Annotated in this window: 13 protein-coding genes and 1 pseudogene; 8 read left to right on the forward strand and 6 right to left on the reverse strand. The window is 65.9% G+C overall.

The annotated features are described in order from the left end of the window. Nucleotides 1-123 precede the first annotated feature (123 nt). The 5 genes from QDT69_RS08920 (at nt 124) to QDT69_RS08940 (ending at nt 7,530) form a co-directional block, all read left to right on the forward strand. Nucleotides 124-2,025: a peptidylprolyl isomerase gene (locus QDT69_RS08920; protein WP_279706229.1), complete on the forward strand. Its 1,902-nt coding sequence runs from the start codon at nt 124-126 to the stop codon at nt 2,023-2,025. Between the two features lie 70 nt (nt 2,026-2,095). Next, a complete protein-coding gene (gene trpD / locus QDT69_RS08925; protein WP_279706230.1) occupies nt 2,096-3,109 on the forward strand; it encodes an anthranilate phosphoribosyltransferase in 1,014 nt (337 codons plus the stop codon). A gap of 11 nt (nt 3,110-3,120) precedes the next feature. After that, nucleotides 3,121-3,942, forward strand: coding sequence for an indole-3-glycerol phosphate synthase TrpC (gene trpC, locus QDT69_RS08930; protein ID WP_279706231.1), 822 nt, complete (start codon nt 3,121-3,123; stop codon nt 3,940-3,942). A 4-nt stretch (nt 3,943-3,946) separates the two neighbouring features. After that, nucleotides 3,947-4,471: a cyclic pyranopterin monophosphate synthase MoaC gene (gene moaC / locus QDT69_RS08935; protein ID WP_279706232.1), complete on the forward strand. Its 525-nt coding sequence runs from the start codon at nt 3,947-3,949 to the stop codon at nt 4,469-4,471. A 326-nt stretch (nt 4,472-4,797) separates the two neighbouring features. Continuing rightward, the gene (locus QDT69_RS08940) at nt 4,798-7,530 is read left to right on the forward strand and encodes an EAL domain-containing protein (protein WP_279706233.1); all 2,733 of its coding nucleotides are present in this window, start codon (nt 4,798-4,800) and stop codon (nt 7,528-7,530) included. A 120-nt stretch (nt 7,531-7,650) separates the two neighbouring features. Here the strand turns inward: QDT69_RS08940 and QDT69_RS08945 are convergent, their stop codons facing one another. Next, the gene (locus tag QDT69_RS08945; RefSeq protein WP_279706235.1) at nt 7,651-9,003 is read right to left on the reverse strand and encodes a S41 family peptidase; all 1,353 of its coding nucleotides are present in this window, start codon (nt 9,001-9,003) and stop codon (nt 7,651-7,653) included. A gap of 186 nt (nt 9,004-9,189) precedes the next feature. Then, entirely contained in the window at nt 9,190-10,377 is a 1,188-nt protein-coding gene (locus QDT69_RS08950) for an NADH:flavin oxidoreductase/NADH oxidase (RefSeq protein ID WP_279706237.1), read from the reverse strand. A gap of 433 nt (nt 10,378-10,810) precedes the next feature. Between QDT69_RS08950 and QDT69_RS08955 the strand changes: the two are divergent. Continuing rightward, nucleotides 10,811-10,996, forward strand: a pseudogene (locus tag QDT69_RS08955) (hypothetical protein); the annotation flags it as partial. An 89-nt stretch (nt 10,997-11,085) separates the two neighbouring features. On the opposite strand, the gene QDT69_RS08960 reads toward QDT69_RS08955, so the two are convergent. The 4 genes from QDT69_RS08960 to QDT69_RS08975 form a co-directional block, all read right to left on the reverse strand. Continuing rightward, the gene (locus QDT69_RS08960; protein WP_279706239.1) at nt 11,086-11,370 is read right to left on the reverse strand and encodes a hypothetical protein; all 285 of its coding nucleotides are present in this window, start codon (nt 11,368-11,370) and stop codon (nt 11,086-11,088) included. Nucleotides 11,371-11,676: 306 nt separating this feature from the next. Further along, the gene (locus QDT69_RS08965; RefSeq protein WP_279706240.1) at nt 11,677-12,684 is read right to left on the reverse strand and encodes an ABC transporter substrate-binding protein; all 1,008 of its coding nucleotides are present in this window, start codon (nt 12,682-12,684) and stop codon (nt 11,677-11,679) included. A gap of 283 nt (nt 12,685-12,967) precedes the next feature. Next, the gene (locus tag QDT69_RS08970) at nt 12,968-13,879 is read right to left on the reverse strand and encodes an amino acid ABC transporter substrate-binding protein (RefSeq protein ID WP_279706241.1); all 912 of its coding nucleotides are present in this window, start codon (nt 13,877-13,879) and stop codon (nt 12,968-12,970) included. Between the two features lie 135 nt (nt 13,880-14,014). Beyond that, nucleotides 14,015-14,947, reverse strand: coding sequence for a DUF3280 domain-containing protein (locus QDT69_RS08975; RefSeq protein ID WP_279706242.1), 933 nt, complete (start codon nt 14,945-14,947; stop codon nt 14,015-14,017). A 224-nt stretch (nt 14,948-15,171) separates the two neighbouring features. Between QDT69_RS08975 and QDT69_RS08980 the strand changes: the two genes are divergently transcribed. After that, nucleotides 15,172-16,599, forward strand: coding sequence for a histidine kinase (locus tag QDT69_RS08980; RefSeq protein WP_279706243.1), 1,428 nt, complete (start codon nt 15,172-15,174; stop codon nt 16,597-16,599). Then, nucleotides 16,596-17,258: a response regulator transcription factor gene (locus QDT69_RS08985; RefSeq protein WP_279706244.1), complete on the forward strand. Its 663-nt coding sequence runs from the start codon at nt 16,596-16,598 to the stop codon at nt 17,256-17,258. Before QDT69_RS08980 ends, QDT69_RS08985 begins: the two co-directional genes overlap by 4 nt. Nucleotides 17,259-17,495 lie beyond the last annotated feature (237 nt).

Raw genomic sequence — 17,495 nt, forward strand, 5'->3', positions numbered from 1 at the left:
GGGGCTTCGGCCACTTTATAAGCGTTTTCAATTCGGTGACGCCCTGTTGCCGGACGAAAAGTCCCGACTTTTGGTCCCATTTGGGCGCGACCCGGTTCCCCTCCTGTAAAACAAGTTGGACCCATGCTTCGAGGAATGCGGAAAGCCTCATCAAACTGGCTCGGCAAGACGATTATGGCCGTGGTGATGGGCGTTTTGATCGTCAGTTTCGGAATTTGGGGTATTGCCGACATTTTCAAGGGGTTTGGCCAGTCGACCTTCGCCAAGGTTGGCGGGACCGAGATTTCCGCCGAGCAGTTCCGCCAGATCTACACCGATCGCTTGCAGCAGCTTGGCCGCCAGTTCGGCCGTCCGCTGACGCCGGACCAGGCGCGCGCCTTCGGGATTGATCGCCAGGTGCTGCAGCAGACGCTCGCGGAGGCCGCACTCGATGAAGAAGCGCGCCGCATGGGCCTCAACCAGTCCGATGCCGAAGTGCTGCGCACGATCTACAACGATCCGAACTTCAAGGGCCTCAACGGCCAGTTCGATCCGCAGCGCTTCCAGTCCGTGATCCGCAACTTCGGCTACACCGAGGGCCGCTACATCGCCGAGCAGCGCCGCGTCGGCCTGCGGCGGCAGATCGCCGGCACCATCTCGTCCGGGATCGAGCCGACCAAATCGATGATCGAGGCGCTGACCCGCTTCCAGAACGAGCAGCGCTCGATCGACTACGTCACGCTCGGCGCCGCGCAGGCCGGCACCATCGATCCGCCCTCGCCCGAGGCGCTCGCCGCCTATTTCGAGGACCACAAGGTCCAGTTCCGTGCGCCCGAATACCGCAAGATCTCCTTCGTCGCGATCACGCCGGAGGAAATCGGCAAGTGGGAAGCCGTGTCGGACGAGGATGCCAAGAAGCTGTTCGAGGAGCGCAAGGACCGGCTCAGCACGCCCGAGAAGCGTGAGGTCTCGCAGATCGTGTTTCCGGACGCCGGCGAGGCGCAGGCCGCCCGCGCGCGCATCACGTCAGGCACCTCGTTCGACGACATCGCCAAGGAACGCAAGCTCAGCCCGGCCGACGTCAATCTCGGCCTGGTCGCAAAGTCGGCGATCCTAGATCCGGCCGTCGGCGATGTCGCTTTCTCTCTCCCTTCGGGCGAAGTCAGCCAGCCGGTCCAGGGCCGCTTCGGCATCGCGCTGGTCAAGGTCGGCAAGATCGAGCCCGGCGTGACCCCGACCTATGACAGCGTGGCGCAGCAGGTGAAGAACGAGATCGCCTCCGAGCGCGCCCGCACCAAGGTCGCCGAACTGCGCGACAAGATGGAAGACGAGCGCGGCGGCGGCTCCAGCGTGATCGACGCGGCACAGAAGCTGAAACTGAACGCCGTCACGATCGATGCGGTCGATCGCTCGGGCCGCCTGCCGAACGGCCAGGTCGCGTCAAACATCCCGCGCGGCCTCGACGTGGTGTCGCAGGCCTTCAACAGCGACGTCGGCGTCGACAACGACCCGATCCAGTTCAACAACGGCTATGTCTGGTACGACGTGCTCGGCATCACGCCGTCGCGCGAGCGCCCCCTCGACGAGGTCCGCGACCAGGTCGAGGCGAAGTGGCGCGAGGACCAGATCTCCGCCAAGCTGCGCGCCAAGGCCACCGAGATGGTCCAGAAGCTCGACAGCGGCACCAAGCTCGCCGACGAGGCGGCCGCTGCCGGCGTCAAGGTCGAGACCGCCGCCAACTTCAACCGCGAGGCCACCCTGCCCGGCGTGCCGGCCGGCGTGATCGCGGCCGCGTTCCGCACCGCCAAGGATGGCGACGGACAGACATCGACCGCCGGCGGCAGCCAGTGGGTCGTGTTCCGCGTCACCAATGTGACGGTGCCGCCGGTCGACTTCGCCTCCGACGCCGCCAAGCAGCTCGCCGAGGCGCTGCGGCGCTCGATGAGCGACGAGCAGGTCGCGCAGTATGTCAGCAAGATCGAGTCCGATATCGGCGTAACCGTCAACCAGGCCGCCTTCGCACAGGTGACAGGCGCAAATAATTGAGCATGATCCGGACAGCGCGACGGCGCGCTGTCCGCAGATCAAGCTCCAACAACAGACCCTGAGCCAGCGAATGGACGACCTGAAATCGATCATCGGAAAAGTCGCCACCGGCGCCACGCTGACGCGTGAAGAAGCAGCGTCCGCCTTCGACAGCATGATGTCGGGCGAAGCCACGCCCTCGCAGATGGGCGGGCTGTTGATGGCGCTGCGGGTGCGCGGCGAGACCGTCGAGGAAATCACCGGAGCCGTCACCGCGATGCGCGGCAAGATGCTGCCGGTCAAGGCGCCGGCCGAGGCCGTCGACATCGTCGGCACCGGCGGCGACGGCTCCGGCTCGGTCAACGTCTCGACCTGCGCCGCTTTCATCGTGGCCGGCGCCGGCGTGCCCGTCGCCAAACACGGCAACCGCGCGCTGTCGTCGCGCTCGGGCGCCGCCGACGTGCTGGCCTCGCTCGGGGTCAAGCTCGATCTGACGCCGGCACAGGTCGGACGCTGCGTCGCGGAGGCCGGCATCGGCTTCATGTTCGCGCCCGCGCATCATCCGGCGATGAAGAATGTCGGCCCGACCCGGGTCGAGCTCGCCACCCGCACCATCTTCAACCTGCTCGGACCGCTGTCGAACCCGGCCGGCGTCAAGCGGCAGATGGTCGGCGTGTTCTCGCGGCAGTGGGTGCAGCCGCTGGCGCAGGTGCTGAAGAATCTCGGCTCGGACAAGGTCTGGGTCGTGCACGGCTCCGATGGCCTCGATGAGATCACCCTCACCGGTCCGACCTTCGTCGCGACGCTCGAGGACGGCGAGATCAGGACGTCAGAGGTGACGCCCGAGGAGGCTGGCCTTGGCCGCGTCGGCGGCGAGGCGCTGAAGGGCGGCGATGCCGACGCCAATGCGATCGCGCTCTCCAGCGTGCTCCAGGGCAAGCCGAGCGCCTATCGCGACGTCGCCCTGCTCAACGCCGCCGCCGCACTGATCGTGGCCGGCCGCGCCAAGGATCTCAAGGAAGGCGTTGCGATCGGCACCCAGTCGCTCGACAGCGGTGCGGCCGCTGCGCGGCTCAAGCATCTGATCGCGGTGTCCAACGGCTGAGAACGAAAATCATGTCCGACATCCTGACCAAGATCGAGGCCTACAAGCGCGAGGAGATCACCGCCGCAAAGCGCGCGCGTCCGCTCGCCGTCATCGAGGCGCAGGCAAAGGTGGCCTCGGCCCCGCGCGGCTTCGTCCGCGCGCTCAGGGATAAGCATGCACGCGGCGACTATGCGCTGATCGCGGAAGTGAAGAAGGCCTCGCCCTCGAAGGGGCTGATCCGGGCCGACTTCGATCCGCCCGTGCTCGCAAAGGCCTATGAAGCCGGCGGCGCGGCCTGCCTGTCGGTGCTGACGGACGCGCCCTCGTTCCAGGGCCATCTCGACTTCATGGTCGCGGCCCGCGCGGCGACCAGCCTGCCGGTGCTGCGTAAGGATTTCATGTTCGACACCTACCAGGTGGCGGAGGCACGCGCCCATGGCGCCGACTGCATCCTGATCATCATAGCCGCGCTCGACGACGCGGCGGCGAAGGAGATCGAGGACGCCGCGCTGTCGTATGGCATGGACGTGCTGATCGAGATCCACGACCGCACCGAGCTCGACCGTGCGCTGAAACTTCGCTCGTCGATGATCGGCGTCAACAACCGCAATCTGCGCACCTTCGAGACCACGCTTGTGACCAGCGAGGCGCTGGCACCGCTGATCCCGCGCGACCGGATGATCGTCGGCGAGAGCGGCATCTTCACGCCTGACGATCTCGCCCGCCTCGAGCGCGTCGGGATGTCGACCTTCCTGGTCGGCGAGAGCCTGATGCGCCAGCAGGACGTCACTGCGGCCACCCGCGCCCTGCTGACGCGGCAGGGCGCGCCGCGCGCCACCGCAACGCGCTGACGCGATGGCGCGAAAGACCAAGGCCAGGACGACTAAGGCCGAGCCGCCGGGCACGGCCCTCACCCATATCGACGCCAAGGGCGACGCGCGCATGGTCGACGTCTCGGCCAAGCCGGCGACCGAACGAACCGCGGTCGCCGAAGGCCGCGTCCTGATGAGCAAGGCAACGCTGGCACTGATCGAATCCGGCCAGGCCAAGAAAGGCGATGTACTGGCGACGGCGCGGATCGCCGGCATCATGGCGGCGAAGCGGACCTCGGAATTGATCCCGCTCTGCCATCCGCTGGCGCTCACCAAGGTCACGATCGACATCGCAACCGACCGCAAGCTGCCCGGCTGCATCGTCCGCGCCAGCGTCAAGGTGACCGGGCCGACCGGCGTCGAGATGGAGGCACTGACCGCGGTCTCGGTCGCGTGCCTCACGATCTACGACATGATCAAGGCGGTCGAGCGCGGCGTGCGCATCGAGGGCATTCATCTGATCGAGAAGATAGGCGGCAAGTCCGGGCACTATCGCGCCGGCGCGTGATCGCAACGGGCGCGCATCGCGGGACTGACAGCTTCAGCTGATCTACCTGTCGGCCGGACGTCTCTATCCCCGTCATCCTGAGGAGCGCGAAGCGCGTCTCGAAGGATGCACGGCCCGGCTGCTGGCCGTCGATCCTTCGAGGCTCGCTCCGCACGCACCTCAGGATGACGGTGACAGAGCCGAGCGCAGTCCAACCGCCAATGTCCACAGCCATTCGTTAACCAATCTCGCTAACCCGCGCTCCATTTCGTTTGGATACGACTTTCGCGGGCCGGAGGTGCGCGAAACCTACTTCCGGGTGAAACGCCTGGAAGCGATAGCGACACATGAATCCAAACGGCAACGCCTCGTTCAATATCACCTCGGTGATCGGCAGCGGTCCGATCCGCTGGCTGATCCTTGGCGGCGCCGTGCTGATGGCCGCGATCGCGATCGGCGCCACCCTGATGGCCGAAAATTTCCGCGAGCGCGCCCTGCACAACAGCGAGCGCGAGCTCGAGAATACGGTGCTGTTGCTGGCGCGGCATTTCGACCAACAGCTCGACGATCTCGAAGTGGTTCAGCGCGACCTGATCGCGTTCATGCGCGACAACGGGATCGCGACGGCTGAGAACTACAAGCGCCGGATGTCGTCCGCCGACGTCCACGCGATGCTGAAGTCCAAGATGGACGCGCTGTCCAACGTCGGCAGCCTCAACGTGTTCGACGCCGACGGCGTGCTGATCAACAGCTCGGGCGCCTGGCCGCTGCCGCAGGCCTCGATCGCCGATCGCGACTACTTCAACATCTTCAGATCCAGCCCCTACTCGCCCGACATGATGGTCGCGCCGGTGGTCAGCCGCGTCAGCGGAAACTGGACCACCGCCATCGTCCGCAAGGTCACCGGTCCGCACGGCGAGTTCCTTGGCGTGGTCGGACGCGGCATCGAGCCGGCGACCTTCGAGAAGTTCTTCTCCACCGTCGCGCTTGGCGAAGGCGCCGCGATCGCGATGCACCATCGCGACGGCACGCTGCTGGCGCGCTATCCGCATGTCGAGGAGATGATCGGGAAGAATTTCCGCGCTGGCCCGGCCAGCCAGCAGCAGGTGTTCGAGCTGCCAGCGAGCACCGCGCGGCTGACCAGCCCGGTCGACGGCAAGGACCGCCTGGTGTCGTCGCGGGCGCTGACCAAATTCCCGATCGTCGTGGTCGCCACGACCACAACGGAAGCGGCGCTCGCCAACTGGCGCGAGCAGATCGGCATCCTGATCGCGGTGACCGCCGCATCCGTGCTGGCGATCGCGATCCTGCTGACGCTGGTGGTGCGCAAGCTGATGCAGCAGCATCGCGCCCAGCAGCAGCGCCTGACGCTGGAGAAGCTGCGGCTCGACACCGCCGTCAACAACATGACGCAGGGGCTGTTGCTGTTCGATGCCGCGCAACGGCTGGTGATCTGCAACAAGCGCTATATCGAGATGTACGGATTGTCCGCCGACGTCATCCGTCCCGGCTGCAGCTTCCGCGACGTCATCATGCATCGCCATTTGACCGGCTCGTTCCAGGGCGACGTCGAGCGCTATGTCAACCTCGTGCTGCGCGACGTCGGCATCCGCAACACCATGGTGATCGCGACGCCCGACGGGCGCTCGATCCAGGTCGTCAACGAGCCGCTGGCCGATGGCGGCTGGCTTGCGACCCACGAGGACGTCACCGAGCGCCGCCGCGCCGAGGAGCGCATCACGCATCTTGCCCACTACGATGCCCTCACCGACCTGCCGAACCGCGCGCTGTTCCACGAGGAGATCAAGCGCGAGCTGCCGCACGTCGCGCCCGACAGCCAGCTCGCGGTGCTCTATATCGACATCGACGAATTCAAGGGCGTCAACGACTCGCTCGGCCACATGGTCGGCGATGAACTGCTCAAATCCGTCGCGCGGACGCTGAGCGGCGTGATCGGCGACGGCGATTTCGTGGCGCGGCTCGGCGGCGACGAATTCGCGATCGTGCAGACCGACGTGAACAGCGAGCTCGAGGTCAGCGACCTCGTCGCGCGCATCTACGAGGTGATCCGCACGCCCTATCAATGCCTCGGCCACCAGGTCACGACCGACGCCAGCATCGGCATCGCGCTGGCGCCGAGGGACGGCACCGATCTCGACCAGATCATGAAGAACGCCGATCTTGCGATGTATGCGGCGAAGTCGGCCGGCCGGCGCGTCGCGCGCTTCTTCGAGCCGGCGATGGATGCCGACGCCCGCGCCCGCCGGGAGCTCGAGATGGAGTTGCGGCAGACGATCTCGGCCGGCAGCGGGCTCGAAGTGTATTACCAGCCCTGCGTCGACCTGCGCAGCAACGAGATCACCGGCTGCGAGGCGCTGGTGCGCTGGCGGCACCCAGTGCGCGGCATGATCTCGCCGGCCGAGTTCGTGCCGATCGCGGAGGAGACCGGCCTGATCAACCAGCTCGGCGAATGGGTGCTGATGACGGCCTGCAAGGAGGCCGTGAACTGGCCCGATCACATCAGGCTCGCGGTCAACGTTTCGCCGGTCCAGTTCCGCAGCGGCACGCTGGCGCTGAAGGTGATCGGAGCGCTCGCGGCGTCCGGCCTGTCAGCCGGCCGGCTCGAGCTCGAGATCACCGAGGCCGTGCTGATCCGCGACGACGAGACCGCGCTGGCCGCGCTGCACCAGCTCCGCGCCATCGGCATCCGGATCGCGCTCGACGATTTCGGCACCGGCTATTCGTCGCTGAGCTATCTGAAGCGCTTCCCGTTCGACAAGATCAAGATCGACCGCTGCTTCGTCACCGACATCGCCGACCCGCAAGGCTCGGCCGGCATCGTCGAAGCCGTTGTCAGCATCGCGGCCGAGCGCAGCATGACGACGACGGCGGAAGGCGTCGAGACCGCGCAGCAGCAGCAATTGCTGCGCGAGCTCGGCTGTTCGGAAATGCAGGGCTATCTCTTCAGCCCGCCGAAGCCGGCCGCCCAGATCCGCGAGCTGCTGGCCGAACATCGCCGCGGCCCGGCCGCGGGAACGGGCGCCACGCGCCGGCGCAAGCCTGTCGCCGGCGCGGCGTAAGCTTTTTGGGAGAGGTGGTGTAGCCCGGATGAAGCGAAGCGCAATCCGGGGACTTTGCAGCCCCGATGGACCGCTCCCGGATTTCGCTTCGCTCCATCCGGGCTACGGGGGGCTCAAGCTCTAGTTCGGTACCGGCCGCTTCTGCGCGGCCTTGGTGTCGGCATTCTTGGCGTCGGCGTTGACAGTGACGCCGCGCAGCTGATTGAACGCTGCCGCCAGCGCCTTGTCGTTCTTCTCGTCCGGCGGCACATACGATTGCGAGCCGGTCTGCTCGGCGCCCTCGGCGGAGAGATGCCCGCGCATCGAGGCCTCGCCCTTGATCTCGGAGCGGGTCTTGAACTCGTCCGGCACGTCCTGCAGCACCTCGATGTCGGGCTTAATGCCGAGCGCCTGGATCGAATGGCCTGACGGCGTGAAGTAGCGCGCCGTGGTCAGCGCCAGCGCGCCGTTGCCGGCGCCGAGCGGAATGATGGTCTGCACCGAGCCCTTGCCGAACGAGCGGGTGCCGATCAGGGTCGCGCGCTTGTGATCGTGCAGCGCGCCGGCGACGATCTCCGAGGCCGAGGCCGAACCGCCATTGATCAGCACGACGAGCGGCTTGCCCTTGGTCATGTCGCCGCCATGGGCGGTGAAGCGCTGGGTCTCTTCCGGATTGCGGCCGCGGGTCGAGACCACCTCGCCGCGCTGCATCAGCGTCGAGGTCACCGAGACCGCCTGGTCGAGCAGGCCGCCCGGATTGTTGCGGAGGTCGACGACGTAGCCGGCGAGCTTGTCCTGCGGGACTTCCTTCTGGATCTCGCCGATCGCCTTGCGCAGGCCCTCGGTGGTCTGCTCGTTGAAGGAGGTGATGCGGATATAGCCGATGTCGCCGCCCTCGACGTGATACTTCACCGGGCGGACGCGGATGATCTCGCGGGTGATCGAGACCTCGATCGGCTTGTCGGCGTCCTTGCGGACGATCTTCAGCCGGATCGAGCTGTTGGGGGCGCCCTTCATCTTGTTGACGGCCTGGTCGAGCGTCATGCCCTGGATCTGCTCGTCGTCGATCGAGGTGATCACGTCGCCCGACATGATGCCGGCGCGCGAGGCCGGCGTGTCGTCGATCGGCGCCACCACCTTGACGAAGCCGTCCTCCATCGTGACCTCGATGCCGAGCCCGCCGAACTCGCCATGCGTGGTCTCCTGCATCTCCGCCCAGCCCTTCTCGTTCATGTAGCGGGAGTGCGGATCGAGCGAGGAGATCATGCCGTTGATCGCGCCCTCGACGAGCTTGGAATCCTCTGGCTTCTCGACGTAATCGGTCTTGATCTTCTCGAACACCTCGCCGAACAGATTGAGCTGCGAATAGGTGTTGTCGGAATGCGCGGCGGCATTGGCGACGGCGAACAGATGCGCCCCCTGCGGCGAGGCCACGAGCAGGGTGAGACACGCCCCCGCAACCGTCCCGAGGAAGAAGCCAACATGTTTGCGCATTATCCGTGATCCCTTCGCTAGCGGCCGGCAACGTTTCGCAACATACGGCCCACCTCACCCCGACGCGGGGCACCACACAACGGCTTTTTGGTCGGATCAAGGCCGCCCCGTCCCCGGACCATTACGGTCCTGTCACGATGCCTCGGTCAGCGCCAAATCAACAACTTAGTCAGCACCCAGTCAGCCTCAAGTCAGCTCCCGGTCGGCCTCTGGCCCAGCCTCCCGCAACCCGTTCTGCCAGGTCGACGGCCGGGTCCCGAATCCGCGCTTGGCCCGGGTGCCCAGCCAATAGCCAAACTGCGGGGGAACATTGCGAAATGGCCCTTCAACCCCGAGTTTCAATGCCGCATCCATCGGCCAGTTGGGGTTATTGAGGATTTCACGGCCGACCGCGATCAAATCTGCTTGTTTATCACGCAGGATCTGCTCGGCCTGGTCACCATGGATGATCAGGCCGACCGCCATGGTCATGATATCGGCATGGGCGCGGACATATTCCGCCAGCGGCACCTGATAGTTGTATTTGATCTCCTTGCCGAGGATCGGCGCCATCTCGCTGATTCCGCCCGACGAGCAGTCGATCACGTCGACGCCCTTGGGCTTCAGGATCGCCGCCAGCCGGGCGCTTTGCTCCGGACCCCAGCCGGCATTGTCCTCGACCGACAGCCGCACGAACAGCGGCTTGTGATCCGGCCAGTGCGCGCGCACCGCCTCGGTCACCTCGATCAGGAAACGCATCCGATTGGCTTCCGAGCCGCCATATTCGTCGCTGCGCTGGTTGGAGCGCCCGGAGAGGAATTCGTGCACGAGATAGCCGTGGGCGCCGTGCAGTTCGAGCACCTCGAAGCCGGCCTCGTGCGCACGCCGCGCCGCCTGCCCCCAGGCCGCGACGAGGTCCTTCACCTCGTGCGTCTCAAGCGCCCGCGGCACCGGCCAGCGCTCGCTGTGAGCGATCGCGCTCGGTGCCACCGGCGTCCAGGCATCCCAATCCTCGATCTCGGCGCTGCGTTCGAGCGGACGGTCGCCCTCCCAGGGGCGGCTCGCCCGCGCCTTGCGGCCGGAATGACCGAGCTGGATGCCGGCGACCGCGTTCTGCTGCTTGATGAAGCTCGCGACACGGCTGAGCGGCGCGATGAACTTGTCGTCCCAGATGCCGAGGTCGCCGATGGTGCCGCAACCGCGGCGTTCGACCTTGGTCGATTCGACGATCACGAGGCCGGCGCCGCCGGCGGCGAACTTGCCGGCATTCATCAAATGCCAGTCGGTCGGAAAGCCCTTCTCGGCCGAATATTGATGCATCGGCGGCACCACGATGCGGTTCTTCAGCGTGACGCCGCGGATGGTCATCGGCGAAAACAGCAGCATGTCGGACATTCGCTTCCTCGCAGAGCGTCGTTACCCGGCGCGCCGGGCCGATCTTGGCTTTCCCAGCGACGATATACGCGCCGCGCGATGACCGATAGAGGCACGCCGTGGCCACGCGCGTTCGTCGAAATTGTCTGTTCCACCGCATCGAAATTATTGCGCGCGGAGGAAATCATGATCGCCGCGCGCGTTGTCTCTGGCAACCCGAAGGAGGAAACTCATGAGGACCAGCACAATCGCGTTGTTCATCGCCGGTGTCATGGCAACCGGCCCGATGATCACGGGACAGGCAGCTGCCCAGAACCTGCAAAACGAGGCCGATAAGGGCGCCAAGACCCGCAACTCCGGTGAATCCGGTTATGTCGGCAACCAGGATAGACCCGGCGCGGCCGCCACGCCTCCGGGACGCCCCGATGCCACAACCGATTCCACGAATGCCGCGACATCTCCGAGCGCCCAGAATTCGGGGACCGGAATCAGCGGAGCGCCGGGTAACAAGAACGGGCCGCCGGCCAAGGGACAGAGCACGGTGGGCTCGAATTCGCAGAACCAGCATGTTCGGCAACAGGATCCTTCAAACGTCAAGGGATTGCCCGGCAACAAGAGCGGCGAGCCTGCGAAACGCTAACGCCTGCCGGTCTTCAACGGAAGCGACGCCGATCAATGAGCCTGATCGGCGTCGCTTGAATTACGCTGCTGATCGGATCAGTTCTGATCCTACTGAGCGGGTTTCCGGCTCGCCGACACATCCGTCGGGCAGTTCGCGCCGCATGCAATCGCTTTCTTCTGGTCGCCGACACGCCACACCAGCAGCGCGACCAGGACAATGATGGTGACCGTAAGCTTGGCCAATGTGTCGTGATTCAATTTCAGCTCCGAACAACAATCGGCATAACCAGGAAAATCAGTTGCACGCAGAATATGGCCCAGCGAGACTTCGGAGGCCGATGCCGGGATCATCGACCAGACCCGGATTCTAATCGGGTTGATCGACGTCATCATGATACGACCGCGGCGCGGCCTGCAACCTTCTCGGCCTGCATGGCAGCACGGCACAGCCGCAGACGGCTGGAACATTCGCCGCCGTGTGCCGTTCAGTCGCCGTGCTCTGAATCATTGCCCCAGAGGCACACAACACCTCCTGCGGCCCCAGTCGTCACGCTGGGGCCGTAAAATATTCGAGTTCCACGCACCCCGGGGAGCAGGGTGGACGGAGTCCGCAGCGATCTTGCGGGAACCGCGCGTCAATGACGCGGCGTCAAGTCGCCGATCCCTAGCCCAAATGGGCTACGTCCGCATTACCAATTGTCAGATCCGCGCGAGGCTGGCCGCGCCCGCGGCGATCGCGTCGTTGAAGCTCGTGTCCCAGAATTTTCCGACCTCGGCGCGCGCGTCGAGCACGCCGAGCTTGAGGAAGGTGTCGGCGACCTTCTGGTGGGTGTCCGGCACGTCAGGCGTCACGCCGGCGAGCGAGAAGTCGTCGCTGCGACGGGCGAACTGGTCGAGGATGTCCTGTAACGGCAGATGGGTTTCGGCCACCTGCGCGGCCGCATAGGCCGGAAAATTCTTGTTGGCGAACGCATAGGCGCGCTGGATCCGCAGCAACAGGTCGCTCACCGCCGCGTGGCGCAGCGGATCATCGACCGCCCTCGGATTGGCGTAGATCGGGAAATTGCCCGAGAGATAGCCGACGCCGGTCTTGAGCAGGCGCGCGCCCTGCTTGGCGATCGCAAGCTGCCCGTTGTAGCCATAGATCGCCCAGGCATCGAGCTTGCCGGAGGCGAACGCGGTGTAACCATCCGACGGCGTCAGGTTGATGGCCTCGATATCGCCGAACCCAAGGCCTGCTTCTTCGAGTTGCTTGGCAAGAAAATAATGCGCCGTCGTCGCGCGCACATAACCGACGCGCTTTCCCCTGAGGTCGGCTATCGAACGGATCGGCGCATCCTTCGCCGCCACCGTGACCTGGATGTTGAGATCCTCATGGGTGACGGCGATGAAGCGCACCTTGGCATTCTGGCGCGCGGCGAACATCGCCGGAATCTCGCTGCCTGATCCGATGTCGAGCGCGTCGCCGTTCAGCGCCTCGATATGGAGCACACCATTGTTGAGCTCCTTCCATTCGATCCTGTACGGCGTCTTGTCCTCGCCGGCGGCCTGCAGCAGCGGCCGCCAGCCGCCCTTGTAATACGCGACACGCAGGGTGACGCCGCCGAGATCGGCCGACCCGGTTTGGGCGCGCGCACCGCCAGCGACCAGACTTCCGGCGAGCACGCCAAGCGCGGAACGTCGAGAGAGAGAAAATGGCGTAGTCAACGGCCTGCTCCTGATCAGCAATCACAACGCTGCAAGCTTAGGAGAAAAACCGCCGATGTATATGAGAAGCTATTTCGTTTTTGGCGTCGTGCGCGAAATGCCGTTCCAAGGATTGGTGGCTTAGCGCGGTGATCCGCTTTCCGGTCGCGTCATTGGCCAAACGTAGAACCAGGCTGCACCCGCGTCGCACAGTGCGTAGGATGGGTAGAGCGGAGCGAAACCCATCGCTCATCCCGCGGCCCGAATGATGGGTATCGCTTCGCTCCACCCATCCTACTCCGCGCTACTTCGCAACCTCATACACATCAGGATCGTAGCTCGAGCTCGGATTTTTGAACGCACTCCGCAACGCCGGCGACATCGGGACGTTGTAATTGATGCCTTTCGGCGGGGTCGGCGATTCCAGCCACTTCTTGTACATCACCTCGATCTCGGGGCTCATGTAGAGCTCCGCCGTGGCGCGGTCGGCCAGCGCCTTGAACGGCGCGTCCTCCCGGCGCAGCATGACGCCGAACGGCTCCGCTTTCGAGAAGACATCATCGCTGATCATGTAGAGCGAAGGCTGCTTCGACCGCGCGATCGCGACCGCGAGCTGGACGTCGTCGAGCGCGTAGGCCTGGGCCCGATCGGTCTCCAACATCAGGAAGGCCTCGGCCTGGTCCTTGGCCGGCAGAACGTTGATGCCGAGCTTGCGTTCGGTATTGACCTTGATCAGCTGCGCCAGGTTCACCGAGCCGGCAACGGCGGTGACCGATTTGCCCTTGAGGTCGTCGATCGTATTGATGCCGAGGGATTTCTTGGCGGCAAAACGCGTTGCGCTCAGGAAGTGCGTGTTGGTGAAGGTCACCTGCTTCTGGCGATCCGCGCTGTTGGTGGTCGCCGAGCAGTGCAGATCGATCGTGCCGTTGACCATCAGGGGGATGCGGTTCGACGAGGTGACAGGAAGGTAATCGACCGCGATGTCCGGAATGCCGAGATCCTTCTTCACGGCATCGACGATCCTGAGGCAGATATCGAGCGCAAAGCCGATCGGCCGCGCGTCGTCGTCGAGATAGCTGAAGGGAACGGACGCTTCCTGAAAGCCGAGCGTAACCTTCCTGGTCTCCTTGATCTTCTGCAGCGTGCCCGACAACTCCTCGGCTGCCACCGGGCTCGCGGCGAGCGTGAGAGCGAAAAGGATGGCGGGCAAGCGCATCGGCGGCTCCTGTGCGGTGATCAGACGGCGTTGATAACCCACGCACAGGCCCGGCGATAGACGACGGCGTGTCTAACAGCTATCGCGCTTTGCTATAGTCCGCCTGCAATCCGCCGAACGCCGTCGCCGGCAGGGCTAGCGCTGCGCCCCGCCCTCGAGCAGGCGGTCGCCGACCAGATGGACCGCGCCGCGGGTCCAGGAATAATCGGCGCCCATCCGCAGGCCGCTGTCGCCGCGTGAGACGACCTCGCCGCTGCGTGCGTCGCGCACCTGGAAGCCGACGGTGTATTCGGTCCGGCTGACCCGCCTGATCACGCCGATCAGCGATCGATCGGCGCCGAGCTCTTTCGCGATCGCGGCCTCGCAGCCGTTGCAATCGCGCAGTGCGCGCGCCTTGACGGGCTGCGCGGTCGCGCCGGTGATATCGACCAGGCGATAGCGGCCCGATTGCGCGAGCCGGTCACGCACGCCACGGGTCACATCGGCCAGATAGGCCGCATCGGAGCCGGCAAGGCCGGACGCGGGTGCCGCGGAATTATCCTCGAGCTCGAACTCGAACACTGCAAGCCCGATCGGCGCTGCGGCGGTGACCTGTGCCGGCGGCAGCGCGGCTGCAAGGGCAGCGCGCACCTCGCGCGACACGAATATCCGCGCATGGTCCCACGCCTCGTCATTGTCGCCGCGAAACGTGTAGAGTTTCTCGTACAGGACACGGCTCGCGCCGACATCGATCACCGCGACCTTGGCCCATTGGATCAGCGTGCTCATCTTCTGCACGCCGCCGACAACCTTGATCCGGGCCTCGCCTGCGGGCGCCGCCGACGGGACCAGGCGATAGCGCGGCTCTGCGGCCACATCGGCGCGCAGCGCGGCCATGAATGCGTCGAGCCGCTTCTGATGCGCGGCGGTCTGATCGACCACCTCGCCCGAGGTGTCGACATAGCTGAAATCGTCGATGCTGACGCCGAGTGGGGATGTCTGCGCGGCGGCTTCGGCGCGAAGCGGATCAGGTCCGGCCAGGAGGCCGATCAACGCGACGGCGTACAAGACGAGGCGAGACTGGCGCATGATCCGGGCCTTTCGGGTGCTGGTGCGGGCTGGTCGACCGGAGGTCTAGGGCGGCCACCTCCGCACCGCAGCGGAGCGTCTCCCGGCCGGTGCCGGGAAAATTTCACGACCGCGGTCCGCCCCCACCACGGCGCTTCTCGACCGGTCCATTCTGCCGTTTAATGCGCATGGCGGCCCTGCCCGCAACGGGCGTCGAAGCCGCCTGCTACCCCGAGGATACGCCAATGCGGAATTGGTCCGGAAGCGATCTGAAGCTGCGGCTGACCTTGCGTGTGGCCGCCGTTGCCACCCTCTGCTTTGCCGTGATCTCCGGCTACTTCCTGTTCGACTCCGACCGCTCGGTGCGCGCCAGGATCGCCGCCGTTGCCGATGTCGCCGCCCGGACGCTGGAGCTGCAGCAGAACAAGATCCAGTGGCTGAACAATGCGCGCGCCGAGTTCCCCGATCTTGAGGGCGTTGCCGCCTCGGTCATGGCGCCGGGCTTGTGCCTCGCATTTCGCAGCAATGGCGGCGAGATCAGCCAGCGCTTCTGCGGCGGCGCGCAGACCGATACGGCCGCGCCGCCGCTCGCCTTTGCGGCGCTCTATCGCCGCCTGTTCGATCCCGGCCGCGAGACCGTGCGCCCGGTGGTTGCGCGCGGCCATGCGATCGGCGAGGCCGTGGTCTGGGTCGACCCTGCCGTGCTGACGGCCGAGGCCTGGCACGATGCCGGCCGGCTGATGGCCGTGCTCATGATCGCGCTGCCGCTGCTCTGCGCGCTGGTCTATGCGGCGTTGTCGCGTGCGCTGCGTCCGACCCGGCTGATCCGCGACGGGCTCGAGCGGATCGCCGCAAGCGACCTCGCCGCACGCCTGCCGCCGTTCGACCTCGCCGAATTGTCGGCGATCGGCGACGTCTTCAACCAGCTCGCGGCGCGCCTCGCCGCAGCGCTCGCCGACCGCAATGCGCTGACGCAAAAACTGATCCTGGTACAGGACGAGGAACGCCGGCATCTCGCGCGCGAGCTGCATGACGAGTTCGGGCAATCGCTGGCCGCGATCCGTGCGCTCGCGGCCTCCGCGCGCCTGACCGCGGTCCGGGATTGCACGCCCTTGCTCGCTGAATGCGACGGCATTGCGCGGACCGCGACCGACATGATGGAGACGTTGCGCGGCGCCCTGTTCAGACTGCGCCCGCCCGATGTCGACGAGCTCGGTCTAGCCGCCAGCCTGGAGGGATTGATCGCCGGCTGGAACGGCCGCAGCCGCGGGCAGCCACGGTTCGAGATCGTCCTATCGGGATCGTTCGCGCGCCTGCCCTCCTCCGTCAACGCCAATCTCTACCGCATCGTGCAGGAGGCGCTCACCAACGCGGCCAAGCACGCCGGCGCCACGCGCGTGGTGCTGCGGCTGCAGATGCGCGAGGCGGCTTCCGGCGACGGCGAAATCGCGCTCGCGGTCGAAGATGATGGCAGGCCCGGCGATGGGCAAAGCGATCCCCACGGCGATCTACAGGTCAAGTCCGGCATGGGCCTGCTCGGCATGCGCGAGCGGGTCGCCGCGCTCGGCGGACGGTTGAGCTTCGAGGTCGTGCAGCCCCATGGCACATCCCTCCGCGTCGTCGTTCCCGTTGCTGCCGGCGCCGAGGCCGCGGCCGTGGAACGCGCGGCATGAGCAATGCGGCGCGAACCATCATGCTGGTCGACGATCACGCCGTGGTTCGGGAGGGCTACCGGGCGATGCTGCAGAAGCAGCCGGGCCTCCGTGTCGTCGCCGAGGCTTCCGACGGCGTCGAGGCCTACCGCCTCTACAAGGAGACCGGGCCCGATCTCGTGATCATGGACCTGTCGATGCCCGGCATCGGCGGCATCGAGGCGATCCGGCGCCTCAGGCAGTGGGACAAGCGCGCAAAGATCCTGGTGTTCACCATGCACCAGAACGCGGCCTTTGCCATGCAGGCGATCCGCGCCGGCGCGAGCGGCTATGTCACCAAGACCAGCCCGCCGGAGACGCTGGTGCATGCCGTGATGGATGCGCTGTCGGGCAAGATCGCGATCAGTCCGGACATCGACCACGAGCTCGCGCTCAGCCACCTCGCCCGCGAGCGCGCCGCCGCCGACCTCCTGACCGCGCGGGAGTTCGAAGTGCTGCGCATGCTGCTCGCGGAAAAGACCACCGACGAGATCGCCGAGGCGCTGCATCTCAGCCCCAAGACGGTCGCGAACCTGCATTCGATGATCAAGGACAAGCTCGGCGTCGGCACGGATATCGAGCTGGTTCGCCTCGCGCTGCGGCAGGGCATCCTGACGCAGGTCGATCTGCGCGAACAGTGAGCCCGCGGCGGCACCTGATGATGCGGTCCGGCGCCCATCGAGATCGGTGTTGCAAACAAAGGGCCCCAGCGAGGGGGGTCGCCGGGGCCAGAGCAACTCAGTCGCATCATCCTAGACCTTATCGCGACGCTTTGCTCCGCTCCTTCGGATGACCGGAATCGTACGGGGCCGAAACCGTGAACCCTGCTCGGCTCTCGTCCGTATCCGTACAGGTCAGGATTTTGCCATCCCTCCTGG

This window comes from Bradyrhizobium sp. CER78 (genome assembly GCF_029846235.1).
Lineage (GTDB): Bacteria > Pseudomonadota > Alphaproteobacteria > Rhizobiales > Xanthobacteraceae > Bradyrhizobium.

Excerpts from the sequence above, each read along its gene's own strand:
- QDT69_RS08975 (WP_279706242.1), bottom strand. The coding sequence starts at position 14,947 with ATGCGCCAGTCTCGCCTCGTCTTGTACGCCGTCGCGTTGATCGGCCTC.
- QDT69_RS08945 (WP_279706235.1), bottom strand. The coding sequence starts at position 9,003 with ATGCGCAAACATGTTGGCTTCTTCCTCGGGACGGTTGCGGGGGCGTGT.
- moaC (WP_279706232.1), top strand. The coding sequence starts at position 3,947 with ATGGCGCGAAAGACCAAGGCCAGGACGACTAAGGCCGAGCCGCCGGGC.
- QDT69_RS08950 (WP_279706237.1), bottom strand. The coding sequence starts at position 10,377 with ATGTCCGACATGCTGCTGTTTTCGCCGATGACCATCCGCGGCGTCACG.
- QDT69_RS08940 (WP_279706233.1), top strand. The coding sequence starts at position 4,798 with ATGAATCCAAACGGCAACGCCTCGTTCAATATCACCTCGGTGATCGGC.
- QDT69_RS08970 (WP_279706241.1), bottom strand. The coding sequence starts at position 13,879 with ATGCGCTTGCCCGCCATCCTTTTCGCTCTCACGCTCGCCGCGAGCCCG.
- trpC (WP_279706231.1), top strand. The coding sequence starts at position 3,121 with ATGTCCGACATCCTGACCAAGATCGAGGCCTACAAGCGCGAGGAGATC.
- QDT69_RS08985 (WP_279706244.1), top strand. The coding sequence starts at position 16,596 with ATGAGCAATGCGGCGCGAACCATCATGCTGGTCGACGATCACGCCGTG.
- QDT69_RS08980 (WP_279706243.1), top strand. The coding sequence starts at position 15,172 with ATGCGGAATTGGTCCGGAAGCGATCTGAAGCTGCGGCTGACCTTGCGT.
- trpD (WP_279706230.1), top strand. The coding sequence starts at position 2,096 with ATGGACGACCTGAAATCGATCATCGGAAAAGTCGCCACCGGCGCCACG.
- QDT69_RS08960 (WP_279706239.1), bottom strand. The coding sequence starts at position 11,370 with ATGATGACGTCGATCAACCCGATTAGAATCCGGGTCTGGTCGATGATC.
- QDT69_RS08920 (WP_279706229.1), top strand. The coding sequence starts at position 124 with ATGCTTCGAGGAATGCGGAAAGCCTCATCAAACTGGCTCGGCAAGACG.